The following is a 12575-nucleotide window of genomic DNA, read 5'->3' on the forward strand; positions in this document are numbered from 1 at the left end:
GCTTGTCGCGCCGTGCACCGTTCTCCGCCCGTCGTTCGGACAGGCCTACCTGGCCGAAAGGGCAGGCCTAAGCTCCCCCCATGGACGCGCTCACGCTGACCACCGCGTACGAGATCATCCGGCAGCCCCTCGGCCGGATCCTGCCCCGGCTCTCCGCCGCGCTCGGGCCGCTGATCCCGCACGACGCCGCCGCCGAACTCGCGACCCACTGCGCCCATTCCCCGTACAAGAGCGTCGGCGAGCCCGGACCCGGGCTGCCGACCGCCGCCGAACTCACCCCACTGCTCGCCTCCGGCATCCCCGGTCGGCCCTGGCAGGGCCGCGTCGTCACCGGTGGCGTCGAGCGCGCGGTCGTCGCCGTCACCAGCGACGCGACCGCGCGCCGGTCCGTCCTCGTGCTCGTCCGCGCGGAGGACGAGCACGAGGACGCGGACGTGAGCGGTGACGTCCTCGGTGTCGTGCAGGCGCTCTGGGATCTGGTGACCAGTCACTTCGACCGGTTCGCCGTCGAGGCGATGCCCGGCGCCCTGGCCCGGTCGCGGACCGCCGCCGACACCCGCGCCCGGGTCATCGCCGAGCTGACGACCGCGCACTCCTCGGCGCTCTCCGGGATCCTCGCCGTGCTCCGCAGCCGCGCCCTCGACGACGCCTCCGCCCGGACCACCGCCATCGACCTCGCGGGCAACGCGCTGATCCAGATGCGGGCCGAGGCGACACGGGACCGGTCCGTCGCCGAGGAACCCGCCCACGAGGCCTTCGAACGACTGGCGGACGGGCTGCGCACGATGCTCCGGCACAGCCCCGTACAGCTCGAACTCGGGCCCCCCGACACTCCCCGCACCCTGCCGGCCGACGTCGCCCACGGTGCGCGGGCCATCGTGCACGCGCTGCTGCTCGTCGTCCTCGAACAGGAGGCGGTCGGCCGGGTCCACGTCGGCTGGCAGGTCACCGAGCACGAGCTGCGGGCCACGCTGCGCGACGACGGCCCCGGCGCCCTGGACGCCTGCCCCGCGGGCGCGGGGAGCGTCACCGACCGCCTCGACGTGCTCGGCGGGAGCCTCGCGTTCGACGCCGTCCCCGGCTGGGGCACGACCTTCACGGCGACCCTCCCGCTCGCCACCCCCGAAGCGCCCGCCGCCGCCGTCGACCCGCTCACCGGCCTCGGCGAACGCGAGCTGGAGGTTCTGACCCACCTCGCCCTCGGCCACCGCAACCGGCAGATCGCGGCCGAGCTGCACATCAGCGAGTCGACCGTGAAGTTCCACGTCGCCAACATCCTCACCAAGCTCGGGGTCGGTTCGCGGGGCGAGGCCGCCGCGATGTTCCACAGAGCGGCGTAGTCGGCCAGAGACGAGCGGCCCTGTCCGACCGGCGCTGCCGGAGCGGCGCTGTCAGTGGTGGGTGCCAGACTCGCACCCGTGAGCGAGAGGTGGGCGCTGGCCGCCGAGGCGGAGGGGGACGGAGCACGGCTCGTCCCCCTCGGCCCCGACGCGCTGCCCACCGGCCCCGTCCTGCACGAGCCCGACCTCGTCGAGGCCGTCCGTTCCCGGCCCGGCGTCACCCGCTGGGTGTGGCGGTCCACCGCCGAGATCCACCCGCGGCTGCTCGCCGCCGGGGTGCGCGTCGAGCGGTGTTACGACATCGAGGTCGCCGAGGGGCTCCTGCTGGGGCACGAGGGGCGGCTCGGGGAGCCCCGGTCCGCGGCCGCCGCCCTCGCCCGCCTGCGGAACGCTCCCGTACCGCCCGATCCGCCGCAGCGGGCCGCCGAGCCCGGCTCGCAGGACTCCCTCTTCGAGGCCCGGCCGACCGCCGCGGCCGTCTCCTTCGAGGACCTCCTCGCCGTCTACGCCGAGCAGCAGGCCCGGCACGACCGGACCGCCCACCCGGGGCGGATGCGGCTGCTCACCGCCGCCGAGTCCGCGGGCATGCTCGTCGCCGCCGAGATGCACCGGGCCGGCCTGCCGTGGCGCGCCGACGTGCACCGGGACCTGCTGCAGGAGCTGCTGGGCGAGCGGTACGCGGGCGGGGGCGAGCCCCGGCGCCTCGCGGAGCTGGCCGACGAGGTCTCCGCCGCCTTCGGCCACCGCGTCCGCCCCGACCTGCCCGCCGACGTCGTCAAGGCCTTCGCCCGGGCCGGGATCCGGGTGCGGTCCACCCGCCGCTGGGAGCTGGAGGAGCTCGACCACCCGGCGGTGGCGCCCCTCATCGCGTACAAGAAGCTGTACCGGATCTGGACCGCCCACGGCTGGTCCTGGCTCCAGGACTGGGTGCGGGACGGGCGCTTCCGGCCCGAGTACACGCCCGGGGGCACCGTCACCGGCCGCTGGACCACCAACGGCGGCGGCGCCCTGCAGATCCCCAAGGTCGTCCGGCGGGCCGTCGTCGCCGACGAGGGCTGGCGGCTCGTCGTCGCCGACGCCGACCAGATGGAGCCCCGGGTCCTCGCCGCGATCTCCCGCGACCCCGGTCTCATGGAGGTCGCCGGACACCCCGACGACCTCTACACCCGCCTGTCGGACCGCGGCTTCTCCGGCGACCGCGAGCACGCCAAGCTCGCCCTGCTCGGCGCGATCTACGGACAGACCAGCGGCGACGGCCTGAAGAACCTGGCGGCGCTCCGCCGCCGCTTCCCGCGCGCCGTGGCCTACGTCGACGACGCGGCGAAGGCCGGCGAGGACGGGCTGCTCGTCCGGACCTGGCTCGGCCGGACCAGCCCGCGCGCGGTCGGCACCGCCGAGGACGACGAGGCCGGCATCCCGCAGGAGGGCGGCGACCAGGACGTCGGACCGGCGGCCGGGGAGGGCGAGTACACGCCCGGCTACGCCTCCGGCAACTCCCGGGCGCGTGGCCGGTTCACGCGCAACTTCGTCGTCCAGGGCAGCGCGGCGGAGTGGGCGCTGCTGATGCTCGCCGCGCTGCGCCGCGCCACCGCGGGGATGCGGGCCGAGCTGGTCTTCTTCCAGCACGACGAGGTGATCGTGCACTGCCCGGCCGAGGAGGCCGAGGCGGTGACGGACGCGATCCGCGCGGCCGGGGACGAGGCGGGCCGTATCGCCTTCGGCCACACACCGGTCCGTTTCCCGTTCACGACGGCGACGGTGGAGCGGTACGCGGACGCGAAGTGACGGGCGGCGCGGGCGGGGCCGTCGTCTACGGCCCCGCCCGCGCCCGTCCGGCACCGCCCCTCGAACTACCGCGTCTCGAACTTCGACCACTTCGGGCTCAGCGCCAGGTCCCTCAGCTGGGCCTTCGTGAGCGCGGGCTTCGCGCGCGTCGCCGCCTCGTGCTGCGCGCCCGTGTTGAACGCGGAGATCACGACCCGGAAGCCCGACGACGTCAGGGACTCGGCCGTCCAGGCCGTCACCCCCGCGCCGCCCTTCTCGCCGGGCTGCTCGGCGACCAGGACGAGCTGTCCGTCCGACAGCTGCGTAGCGCCGCCGGCCCTGAGGTGCGGGGCGAGGTCCCCCATGCGGTTCTGCACATTGATCTGGACGAGGCTCTTGCCCTTGCCGTCGTTCACGACGACGTACGCGAACTCCTCGTCCTGCCCGCCGCTCGACACGACCGTGAGGCCCTTGGGCAGCAGGGAGCGCAGGGTCGCCCCGACGTCGGCGCCGTTCGCTCCGTCCGGGGTCTGCGGCGGGGTGTCGCCGCTCTGGCTGGGCGGCGCGTTCCGGGTCGGCAGCTTCTCCAGGAGCGGCCGCCAGCCCGGCGCCGTGACCAGCGTCTCCAGCTGTGCGGGGCTGAAGGGCGGGTCCGTGCGGGTGACGGCGGAGTCCTTGGCGCCGGCCGCGTTGGACTCGCTGGCGTCGACCAGGAAGCCGTCCTTCGTGAGCAGCACCGCGCGCCAGGTCTTGGTGTCCGTGCGCCGGTCCGGGAACTCGTACCCCTGGAGGACCATCAGCCGGTCGCCGTTCGGCAGATCGTCGGTCATGCACGCGTCGTGCGGCACGTACGCCTTGTCCGGGCAGGTCACCTGGCCCTCGGCCGACTCCTCGGTCTGTCCCGCCACGTAGAGGCCCACGGTGACGCCCGCGGGGCCCTTGCCGTCCTCGTAGACGGCCGAGACGGACCTGGCGTCGCTGTGGTCGAAGGACCAGTTGCCGGGCGGGGTGTTCGCCTTGAGGACGGCCCCCAGGGCCCCCGCGGGGGCCGTGCCCCGCGGCGCGGCGACCGAGGCGCCCTCCGTCTCCGTGCCCGAACCCATCAGGTCACCGGCGTACACCCCGCCGACGCCGACCAGCGCGAACGCCAGCACGCCGCCGGTCACGGCGGCCGTGCGGCGGCGCTTCACCAGGCGCCGGCCGCGCGTCAGGCCCCCGGTCACGAGCCCGCGGCCGTCCTCGGTGGCGAAACCGTCACCGGTACGGCGGATCGCCGCACCGAGCTCGTCCTCGAAACCGTCGTGTCCCTCGTTCAGAGGCATGCCGAATCACCGTCTCCGGTCCATGAGTGAAAGCACTGAAAAGAGCTGAAAGGAAGGGGAAATCTGAAGAAGTCGCTGGTCAGCGGGGTCAGCGGGGCGCGAACTCGACGATGCTGCCGCCGAGTCGCTGCCGGAGCTTGGCGAGCGCCCGGGAGGTGCGGGTACGGACCGCCGCCGAGCTGACGTGGAGCGCGTCGGCCGTCTCCTCGACGCTGCGGTCCTCCCAGTACCGCAGGACCACCACCGCCCGGTCCTTGGGCGCGAGCGCCGCCAGCGCGTCGAGCAGGGCGATCCGCAGCGTCGGATCGTCGCCGTCCTCCGGGGCCCGGTCGGGCAGCTCGCCCAGGGGACGCTCGGTCGCGGAGCGTCGCCGCCGGTGGCTGAGGAACGTGCGGACCAGGACGGTCTGCGCGTACCCGGCCGGGTTGCCGACCCTGTGGACGCGACCCCACATCGCGTACATCCGGCCCAGCGTCTCCTGTACCAGGTCCTCGGCGAGATGGGTGTCTCCGCTGGTCAGCAGGCATGCCGACCGGTACAGATGGCCCGACCTGGCAGCCGCGAACTCCAGGAACTCGTCCGCACGGGACTGCCTCATGTCCCTCCCCTCCGTCGCGCCGACCGTCCTACACCTCATTGACGCGACGGGGCCGGGGAAATGTTTCACGCGCTTTCGAGCCGGGAGATCACCAGGTCCGTAAAATTACGTATTGCTCAGATTGGTCCGAGATGGGTATCTCTGGAACATGAACGGTTTTCTCGTGGATTCCGCAGGGGTCACGACGGCGGCCGGTGTCTGGCAGTCCGGGCTGGCCCAGGTTCTCGGCGGCCTGGTCGTGGTCGCCGTACTGATCGGCGCGTTCTGGTTCGGGATGAGGGTCCGGGACAAGGAGTCCCCCACCCCCAAGGCCGAGGAGCATCCGCACCGGCCCGAGGGCGGTCTGCCCGGCGAGATGTCCGAGTACCGGCGGCCGGCGGAGATGCCCCACACCGACGGCGAGCACCGCCTCATGCCCTACGAGCTGAAGAACGGCGGCACCTCGGGCACGGAGACCTCGCCCGACCCGCCGAGCGAGGAGAAGCGCAAGTGGGGCGGGATCTCCAGCGGCGGCTTCGGCAGCGGCGGTACGGGGCACGGCGACTGATCGTGCCGTTGCCGTGCCAGGCCATGGACCAGGCGGCCCTGGACCTGTCCCGGGACCCGTCCCTGGCCCTGGACCTGTCCCGGGACCCGTCCCTGGCCCTGGACCTGTCCCGGGGCTCGTCCCTGGCCCCGGACCCGTCCCTGGCCGTGGCCCTGGCCTGCGACGGAGGTGGAGCGGAGAGGTGGTCGATCACGCCGTGAGGCAGGACGATCCCGGGCGGATGCGGGCGATCGCGTACGCGTTGCTCGGCTCGGCCGCCGAGGCCGATGTCGCGGTCGGACGGGTGCTTGATTCCGCGCCCGTCCGGGCCGAGGCATCGGGGTCGGCGGGCGGCGCGACGGACGGTTCGACGGACAGCTCGGCGGGGCCGGGCGTCGGTGACCCCGATGCCCGCGTCGCGCGTGTCTGCCTCGAACGGCTCCGGGCGCGCGAGTCCCTGCGCCAGGACCCCTGGGATCCCTGGGCAACGGGCGCCTGGGCGGCCACGGACGAGCCCCGCGAGCCGGGGCGGGGCGGCGGGTCCGCCGACCCCGTCGACCCGGCCCTGCTCGCCGCCCTCGACGCGCTGACGCCCGCCGAGCGGGTGGTGTTCGTGCTGCACGACATGTTCGCGGTGCCGATCGAGCGGGTGGCGCCCGTCGTGGACCGCACCCCGGCGGCCACCCGGCAGCTCCTGAGCCGGGCTGCCGTCCGCGTACGGGGTGCGGAGGAGATGCCCGCGCCGGACCTCACGCGCCAGCGGGAGGTCGTGGCCGCGCTGCACGCCGCCGCGCGCGGCGGGGACGCCGACGGCCTGCGCGCGCTCCTCGACCCGGACGTCCTGCTGCGCGCCGACGCGGCGGCGGTACGTGCCGGGGCGACCACCGCCCACGGGGCTCGGGCGGTCGCCGATCTCCTCGCCGAGCGGGCCGGGACGGCGTATCCCGCACTCGTGGACGGCGCGGCGGGACTGGTCGGGCAGGTGGAGGCAGGGGTTGCCGTGGTGATGGCCTTCACCGTGATCGACGGGCGGGTCACTGCGGTCGACGTCCTGATGGACCCCGGCCATCTGGACCGGCTGCGCGTGGAGGTCCTGGACGGCGGCTGAGGCCCCCGGGTGCCCGCGCCCCGCTTCTCCTTCCCCTTCCGCGCCCGCGACGGGCCCGCGACGCGCCCGCGACGGGCCGATGAGTTCCGCCGGCCCGGACGGTCCACCCCTTCGACAGCCTCAGGAGGAGACCCGTGCACCAGGACCAACTGCTCAGAGTCATGAACTTCTGCGTCTCGCGCGACGGATTCGGCGCGGGCGAGAACCAGACCCTCGAACGGCCCTTCGGCCACGCCGACCCCGGGACCATGTTCGCCTGGGCCGGTGCCACGGCGAGCTGGCCGAACCGCACCGAGCCCGGGGGCACCCGGGGCATCGACGACTACTTCACCCGGGACTTCGCGAACAACATCGGCGCGGAGATCATGGGCCGGAACAAGTTCGGGCCGCAGCGCGGGCCGTGGCAGGACCTGGAGTGGCAGGGCTGGTGGGGTGACGAACCGCCGTTCCACACCCCGGTGTTCGTGATGACGCACCATGTGCGGCCGTCCTTCACGCTCTCCGACACCACGTTCCACTTCGTCGACGCCGACCCCGCCACGGTCCTCGCGCAGGCGCGGGAGGCGGCCGACGGCAAGGACGTCCGGCTCGGCGGCGGGGCCGCCACGGTACGGGAGTTCCTCGACGCCGACCTCGTGGACACCCTCCATGTCGCGGTCGCCGACGGCGTGGAACTCGGCGCGGGATCACGGCTCTGGAAGTCCCCGGACGAGCTGCTCGACCGCTTCCACCTGGAGATCGTGCCCAGCCCCAGCGGTGTCACCCACCATCTGTTCTGGCGGAAGTGACCCTCAGCCGAGCCGGCTCCCCGCGCGGCCCGCTATGTGCGCGGGCGGCTCGACGCCGGCCGGCAGGAGCGGGTCGGGGACCGGGGTGCCGAAGGTCGTGACGACCGGGAGGACCCCGGCCCACAGGCCCAGTTCGGCGTCCGGCCCCTCGCCGTCGTCCGGCGGGCCCGAGGCGATCTTGACCGATGCCTCGGTGAGGTCGAGGGCCAGCAGCGAGGTCGCCGCCAGCTCCTTCCGGCTGGGCTGCCGCGCGTACTCCCACTGGCCGGGCGTGCTCTGCTCGGTGAGCGCCCGCAGCCCGCGGAGCTTCTCCTCCGGGTCGGTCACCACACGCGGAACGCCGTAGATCATCGCGCACCGGTAGTTGACCCCGTGCTCGAAGACGGACCGGGCGAGGACCAGGCCGTCGACGTGCGTCACGGTGACGCAGACCGTCGCGTCGGGCGCCTGGACCAGGCTGCGGCTGGCGACGGAGCCGTGCACGTACAGGCGGTCGCCCTCGGTGCCGTACACGGTGGGCACCACCATCGGGGTGCCGTCGACGGTGACGCCGAGGTGGCAGAGGAACCCGGCGGCGAGCACCGCCTCCAGATCGGCGCGCCGGTGGCTGCCCTTGTGGCGCATCCGGCGGAGGCGGGTGCGCTCGGTGGGACCGAAATCGTCCGGCGCGGCGGGTGTCCCTGCGGGGGCGGTGCTCATGGAGTCCTCTTCGTCGGGGAGCGTGTGTGCCGGTGCGAGCGGGCACTTCGGTGCGTCCGCTCGTTCCGGTGCGAGCGTGCACTCGGTGCGTGCGCGTGCTCCGGTGCGAGCGCGTGCTCCGGGTTTTCTACGTCCTCCGGGCGTGCGCCGCCACCGCCGCCCGCCTGTCGGAACGGCTACCGAGCGACCACCGGGCGGGCTACCGGCTCTCCCCTCCCGCGAGCAGTTTCTCCTCCGCCTCCTCGCTCAGCCCCTCGGCCGTCCTCAACTCATCGCCGGGAACGCCCTGTTGCCAGGCCCACGTGTCCGCGACGGTCTCCTCGGCCGGGCGGCAGCGCAGGCCCGTGGCCAGGGCGCGGGTGACGTCGCCCGCGTGGATCGCGGCGTGGAAGTCCGTGCCGGGCGGCGCCCACATCGGCAGGTCGGTCCAGGGCGAGACGCCGGCCGCCTCGATCGCCTCCGGGGTGGTCCAGCGCAGCCGGGCCGTGGAGCCGGTGACGCGGACGCACAGGTCGAGGAGTTCGCCGATCGTGGTGTGCCCCGGTGCGGAGACCAGGTTGTACGGCCCGTGGAGGCCCTGTGCGAGGGCGGTCAGGAGCCAGTCGGCGAGGTCGCGCGCGTCGACGTACTGGAGCGGGGTGTCGCGCGGTCCCGGTGCCGGGACCGTGCCGCCCCGGCTGATCCGGGCCAGCCACCACGGCAGCCGGCCGGCGTTCTCGCGCGGGCCGAGGATCAGGCCGGGGCGGACCAGCAGCGCGCGTTCGGCGCCGAACGCCCGGACGACCGCCAGCTCCGCGCCCCGCTTGTCGGCGGCGAAGTCCGTGTGGTCCGCGTCCGGGTCGCCCTCGGCGAGCGGCCCGAACTCGTCGAGGCCCGCGGGAGCGGGCCAGGCGTACACGGACCGGCTGGAGACGAAGGCGTGGCGCCCGACGCGGCCGGCCAGCAGCCGGGCCGCGTCCCGGACGACCGTCGGGGCACCCGACCAGGTGTCGACGACCGCGTCCCATTCCCCCACGGCGAGCGCGCCGAGGCCGTCCGGTGCGGTGCGGTCGCCCCGCAGGGCCCGCACTCCGGGGGGCGCCGGGTGCTCGCCCCGGTGGAACACGGTCACGTCCCAGCCCCGGTCGCGCGCGGCCTCGGCGACCGCGCGGCCGACGAAGTCCGTTCCCCCGAGCAGCAGCAGCCTCATCGTCGTTCCTCTTCTCCGTTCGAGGTGGGACGGCCGGCCGCCGGGAGAAGCTTCCCGGAGGCCGGCCGTCCCGTTCGTGCACGCGGCGGCAGAACCCGCGTCAGCCGGTGGTGCGCGCGCGGTACGCGGCGAAGCGCTCGGCGATCTCCCGGGCCCGGTCCTCGGCCTCCGACAGCTTCATCTCGGGGCAGTCGTAGCCGAGTTCCTCCGCGAGGATCGCCATCGCGGAGGGCTCGAAGACGACCGTGCCGTCCGGGCGGATCTCGCTGATGCCGTCCTGCACCGAACCGGAGACGTTGATGGCGTGCGCCTCCTCAGGGGTCATGCCGTCCGGCAGCACCGCCCGGAACTTGCCGCCCTCGATGGCCACCGGGTAGCCGCCGAGCGCCCCGTCGACACCGGGCGCGTGGACCAGCGCGTCGCGCTCGTCGGCCAGCGGCTCCAGGACGCTGAGCGCGGAGGACGCGGTCATGGTCTGTCCCGGCAGGCCGCCGGTGCGGCGGTACTCGGCGGGCAGGCGGTTCAGGAGCGCCGCCACGTCGAGTTCGGCGGTGACGTCCCGGCCGTCCACCCGGATGCCGAGGCCCATGGCGGCCGGTCCGCTGTTGCCCGTACGGGACAGGCGGTGCGAGACGTAGTGGTGGGCGACCAGGCGCACCTCGACGTCGGCGGTGGAGCGGCCCAGCTCGTCGGCGGCGACCGAGGTGATGCCGGGCACGTTGTTGGCGACGTTGCCGATGCCGATGTCCGGGGAGAGGCCGATCGCGGCGAGCGCGGGGTGCACGGCGTCGGGGAAGGCGGCGTTGACGACGAGGGCCCGGCTGCCGGCCAGCCGGACGGCCTCCATCGCCTTCATCACCGGCACCAGGTGCATGGGCAGCCAGGGGCCGAAGTTGGCGCGGTAGACCCGCTGGAAGGCGGCCTGCTCCAGGGTGGAGATGACCCACCAGGCCTGGTAGCTGACGGCCAGGAAGATGATGTCCGGGTCGAAGGCGGCTATCCGCTCGGCCGTGCGCGCCACGTCCGTGACGTCGGTCCGCGCGTGGCTGACCGTGGTCGCGTAGCCGCGCTGGACGCTGCAGAAGCGGGTCAGGTTGGTGGCGCGGAGCGTGGTCTCCTCGTCGCGGCCGACCAGCTGGAGGTGGCGGTCGTGCGGGCTGTGCGCCAGCTCGTGGAAGACGCGGCGGCCGATGTCGCCGGAGCCGAGGACCATGATCTTGCGGGCGTTGCTCATGCGGTGCCTCCGAGGTGTGCGGCGACGGCGAGGGACGGCGGCGCGACGGGCGCCATGAGGGGGGATTCGAGGACGAGTCGGGGCAGCAGCCGCATCGAGGGGAAGGCGACGGCGCCTTCCCGGTGCGGCCCGTCGGCCGGGTCGGCGGTGTACTGCAGGACCCGCATCCCGGCGCCCAGGCCGGCGTCCACGCCGACCGGGCTGTCCTCGATCACGACGCACTCGTCGGGCGTGACGCCGCAGCTCTCGGCCGCCCAGAGGAACAGCTTCGGGTCGGGCTTCCAGGCGTCGATGTCGTACGCGGAGAACAGCCGGCCCTCGAAGTGGCGCAGGATGCCCGCCTTGCGCAGCCGGCTCTCCATGATGGCGAGCGGGCTGTTGGAGGCCACGCACATCCGGTCGCCGAGAGCGGCGGCGAGCTGCTCCAGGGCGTACGCGACACCGTCGATGGGCTCGATCCGGTCGCCGATCAGCTCCTCGCACCTGGCGCGGGCGATCGGCATGGCGTCCCTCGGCGGCGCGGTCCCCGTGAGGTCCGCCATCAGGTCGAGGCACTCCTGCATCTTCTTGCCGGAGAACAGCTCGTCGCGCCGCTCCTTGTCCAGGCGCAGGCCCATCAGTTCGCCGACGTACGCCAGGCCGCCGTTCTCGGCGTCCTGGGTGTCGACGAGGACACCGTCCAGGTCGAAGACGGCGAACGGGCTCCGAGTCGAACCGCTGAACTCACTCATAGTCGATCCAGTCCACGCTCTCGATGGCGGCGACGGTCGCGGCCAGTTCCTCATGGGTGGCGGCGGAGCCGATGACGGCCGCCGTGTTGCCGCGCGCGCCGATCCGCCAGTCCACGTCGGCGCCCGGCTCGGCGAGCACGACCACCCGGTCGACGTTCACGAGCCGGCGCAGCGCGGAGACCTTGCGGATGGCGCGCACCCGGCGCGCTCCGAACGGCGGCACGGTCAGGTAGTGGAAGGCGATCGGCCCGCCCCGCTTGACCTCGGGCGTCTCGTACGGGAGGCCGAGGGCCGCCGCGACGGCGACGTGCGCGGGGTCGGAGGTGCCCGAGCGGACCGCGAGGTCGTCGACCCAGGCGCCGAGCCGGCCGTTGACCTCGATGACCCGGGGGCCGTCCACGGTCAGTTTGATCTCGACGTCGGCGACGCCGTGGATGTTCAGGGCGCGCACCGCCGCGCACGCCAGGTCGCGGACGGCGCGCTCCTCGTCCTCGGGGACCACGGAGAAGCCGCCGTAGCCGCCGCGCTCGCGGAACGGCTCCGCGAGGGCGAACTTGCTGGTGACGAAGACGGGCCGGACGTCGTCGCCGTCGGCGACGCAGTCCACGGCGATGTAGTCGCCCCAGGGCGCCGGGGTGGGCCGCCCGACGAGCAGCTCCTCCAGCATCACGGCCGTCTCGGCGGGGGCGCCGTCCGACCCGGTGAAGACCGAGTCGAGGACGGCCCGGCACTCCTCGGGGGTGGTGACGGCCACGGTGTTGCGGCTGGAGGCGCCGATCACCGGCTTGACGATCGCGGGGAGCCCGACGTGGGCGATGGCCTCGTCGGCCTGCTCGGGCCCGGTCAGGGTGCGGAAGCGGACGCTGTCCACGCCCGTCTCGGCGAACCGCTGCCGCTGGAGGTCCTTGTGGGTGATCGCCTCGACGTCGGCCGGGCGGTGGTAGCGCAGCCCGAGGGCCTCGGCGAACCGGACCGTGGCCGCGATCTGGAACTCGCTGAAGGTGAGGATGCCCGCCGGTTCGAGGACCCGCAGGGTGTCGACCGTCTGCGCCTCGGTACGGCCCGCCGTGTTCACGACGGTGCCGACCATCTCCAGGGTGGGGATCATCTCCTGCGCGTGCGCGGTGTCTGCCGTGACGAACACCAGGGCGCAGCCCACCCCTTGGGCGGCTTCCGCGAGTCGGGTGGGGGCGAGGCTCCCCGCGTCGTAGACGACGAGGAGGACGGGCTGCTCGGCGAGGAGCCCGCCAGGGGTGTCGGTAGCGGTACCGGTCAT

The 12575-nt window shown here is 74.1% G+C and carries 13 protein-coding genes; 6 read left to right on the forward strand and 7 right to left on the reverse strand.

What is annotated here, in order from left to right:
* The first annotated feature begins 80 nt into the window (after window positions 1-80).
* Window positions 81-1340 carry a LuxR C-terminal-related transcriptional regulator gene (locus tag AB0E14_RS09660; RefSeq protein ID WP_362414322.1) on the forward strand — a complete coding sequence of 420 codons (1260 nt, stop codon included), beginning with the start codon at window positions 81-83 and terminating at the stop codon, window positions 1338-1340.
* A gap of 78 nt (window positions 1341-1418) precedes the next feature.
* On the forward strand, window positions 1419-3125 hold the full coding sequence (locus tag AB0E14_RS09665; RefSeq protein ID WP_362414324.1) for a bifunctional 3'-5' exonuclease/DNA polymerase: 1707 nt from the start codon (window positions 1419-1421) through the stop codon (window positions 3123-3125).
* Window positions 3126-3190: 65 nt separating this feature from the next.
* Here AB0E14_RS09665 and AB0E14_RS09670 read toward each other — a convergent pair whose 3' ends face one another.
* Window positions 3191-4426, reverse strand: a complete 1236-nt coding sequence (locus AB0E14_RS09670; protein WP_362414326.1) for a hypothetical protein — start codon at window positions 4424-4426, stop codon at window positions 3191-3193.
* Between the two features lie 88 nt (window positions 4427-4514).
* Window positions 4515-5024 carry a SigE family RNA polymerase sigma factor gene (locus tag AB0E14_RS09675; protein WP_362414328.1) on the reverse strand — a complete coding sequence of 170 codons (510 nt, stop codon included), beginning with the start codon at window positions 5022-5024 and terminating at the stop codon, window positions 4515-4517.
* A gap of 148 nt (window positions 5025-5172) precedes the next feature.
* Between AB0E14_RS09675 and AB0E14_RS09680 the strand changes: the two genes are divergently transcribed.
* The 4 genes from AB0E14_RS09680 to AB0E14_RS09695 all read left to right on the forward strand — a co-directional run bounded on the left by AB0E14_RS09680 (window position 5173) and on the right by AB0E14_RS09695 (window position 7446).
* Complete coding sequence (locus AB0E14_RS09680) at window positions 5173-5571, forward strand: DUF6479 family protein (protein WP_362414330.1); 399 nt, start codon at window positions 5173-5175, stop codon at window positions 5569-5571.
* Window positions 5572-5594: 23 nt separating this feature from the next.
* On the forward strand, window positions 5595-5771 hold the full coding sequence (locus AB0E14_RS09685; protein ID WP_362414332.1) for a hypothetical protein: 177 nt from the start codon (window positions 5595-5597) through the stop codon (window positions 5769-5771).
* Window positions 5768-6658 (forward strand): sigma factor-like helix-turn-helix DNA-binding protein, encoded by an 891-nt coding sequence (locus AB0E14_RS09690; protein ID WP_362414334.1) that lies wholly within the window; start codon window positions 5768-5770, stop codon window positions 6656-6658. The genes AB0E14_RS09685 and AB0E14_RS09690 overlap by 4 nt, the downstream gene beginning before the upstream one ends.
* Before the next feature lie 161 nt (window positions 6659-6819).
* A complete protein-coding gene (locus AB0E14_RS09695) occupies window positions 6820-7446 on the forward strand; it encodes a dihydrofolate reductase family protein (RefSeq protein ID WP_362414413.1) in 627 nt (208 codons plus the stop codon).
* A gap of 3 nt (window positions 7447-7449) precedes the next feature.
* On the opposite strand, the gene AB0E14_RS09700 is transcribed toward AB0E14_RS09695, so the two are convergent.
* From AB0E14_RS09700 to AB0E14_RS09720, 5 genes are all read right to left on the reverse strand, one after another.
* Window positions 7450-8145 carry a pyridoxamine 5'-phosphate oxidase family protein gene (locus tag AB0E14_RS09700; protein WP_362414336.1) on the reverse strand — a complete coding sequence of 232 codons (696 nt, stop codon included), beginning with the start codon at window positions 8143-8145 and terminating at the stop codon, window positions 7450-7452.
* Window positions 8146-8344: 199 nt separating this feature from the next.
* Complete coding sequence (locus tag AB0E14_RS09705; protein WP_362414338.1) at window positions 8345-9334, reverse strand: NAD-dependent epimerase/dehydratase family protein; 990 nt, start codon at window positions 9332-9334, stop codon at window positions 8345-8347.
* Between the two features lie 100 nt (window positions 9335-9434).
* Entirely contained in the window at window positions 9435-10568 is a 1134-nt protein-coding gene (locus AB0E14_RS09710) for a hypothetical protein (RefSeq protein WP_362414340.1), read from the reverse strand.
* The gene (locus tag AB0E14_RS09715) at window positions 10565-11299 is read right to left on the reverse strand and encodes an HAD-IA family hydrolase (protein WP_362414342.1); all 735 of its coding nucleotides are present in this window, start codon (window positions 11297-11299) and stop codon (window positions 10565-10567) included. The genes AB0E14_RS09710 and AB0E14_RS09715 overlap by 4 nt, the downstream gene beginning before the upstream one ends.
* Complete coding sequence (locus tag AB0E14_RS09720; RefSeq protein WP_362414344.1) at window positions 11292-12575, reverse strand: ATP-grasp domain-containing protein; 1284 nt, start codon at window positions 12573-12575, stop codon at window positions 11292-11294. The genes AB0E14_RS09715 and AB0E14_RS09720 overlap by 8 nt, the downstream gene beginning before the upstream one ends.

The sequence above is a fragment of the Streptomyces sp. NPDC047981 genome, assembly GCF_040653315.1.
Classification (GTDB): domain Bacteria; phylum Actinomycetota; class Actinomycetes; order Streptomycetales; family Streptomycetaceae; genus Streptomyces.

Bases quoted from the DNA above. Each gene is read 5' to 3' on its own strand.
- AB0E14_RS09720 (WP_362414344.1), bottom strand. From the start codon at position 12,575: ATGACCGGTACCGCTACCGACACCCCTGGCGGGCTCCTCGCCGAGCAG.
- AB0E14_RS09685 (WP_362414332.1), top strand. From the start codon at position 5,595: ATGGACCAGGCGGCCCTGGACCTGTCCCGGGACCCGTCCCTGGCCCTG.
- AB0E14_RS09660 (WP_362414322.1), top strand. From the start codon at position 81: ATGGACGCGCTCACGCTGACCACCGCGTACGAGATCATCCGGCAGCCC.
- AB0E14_RS09705 (WP_362414338.1), bottom strand. From the start codon at position 9,334: ATGAGGCTGCTGCTGCTCGGGGGAACGGACTTCGTCGGCCGCGCGGTC.
- AB0E14_RS09670 (WP_362414326.1), bottom strand. From the start codon at position 4,426: ATGCCTCTGAACGAGGGACACGACGGTTTCGAGGACGAGCTCGGTGCG.
- AB0E14_RS09680 (WP_362414330.1), top strand. From the start codon at position 5,173: ATGAACGGTTTTCTCGTGGATTCCGCAGGGGTCACGACGGCGGCCGGT.
- AB0E14_RS09710 (WP_362414340.1), bottom strand. From the start codon at position 10,568: ATGAGCAACGCCCGCAAGATCATGGTCCTCGGCTCCGGCGACATCGGC.
- AB0E14_RS09700 (WP_362414336.1), bottom strand. From the start codon at position 8,145: ATGAGCACCGCCCCCGCAGGGACACCCGCCGCGCCGGACGATTTCGGT.
- AB0E14_RS09715 (WP_362414342.1), bottom strand. From the start codon at position 11,299: ATGAGTGAGTTCAGCGGTTCGACTCGGAGCCCGTTCGCCGTCTTCGAC.
- AB0E14_RS09695 (WP_362414413.1), top strand. From the start codon at position 6,820: ATGAACTTCTGCGTCTCGCGCGACGGATTCGGCGCGGGCGAGAACCAG.
- AB0E14_RS09675 (WP_362414328.1), bottom strand. From the start codon at position 5,024: ATGAGGCAGTCCCGTGCGGACGAGTTCCTGGAGTTCGCGGCTGCCAGG.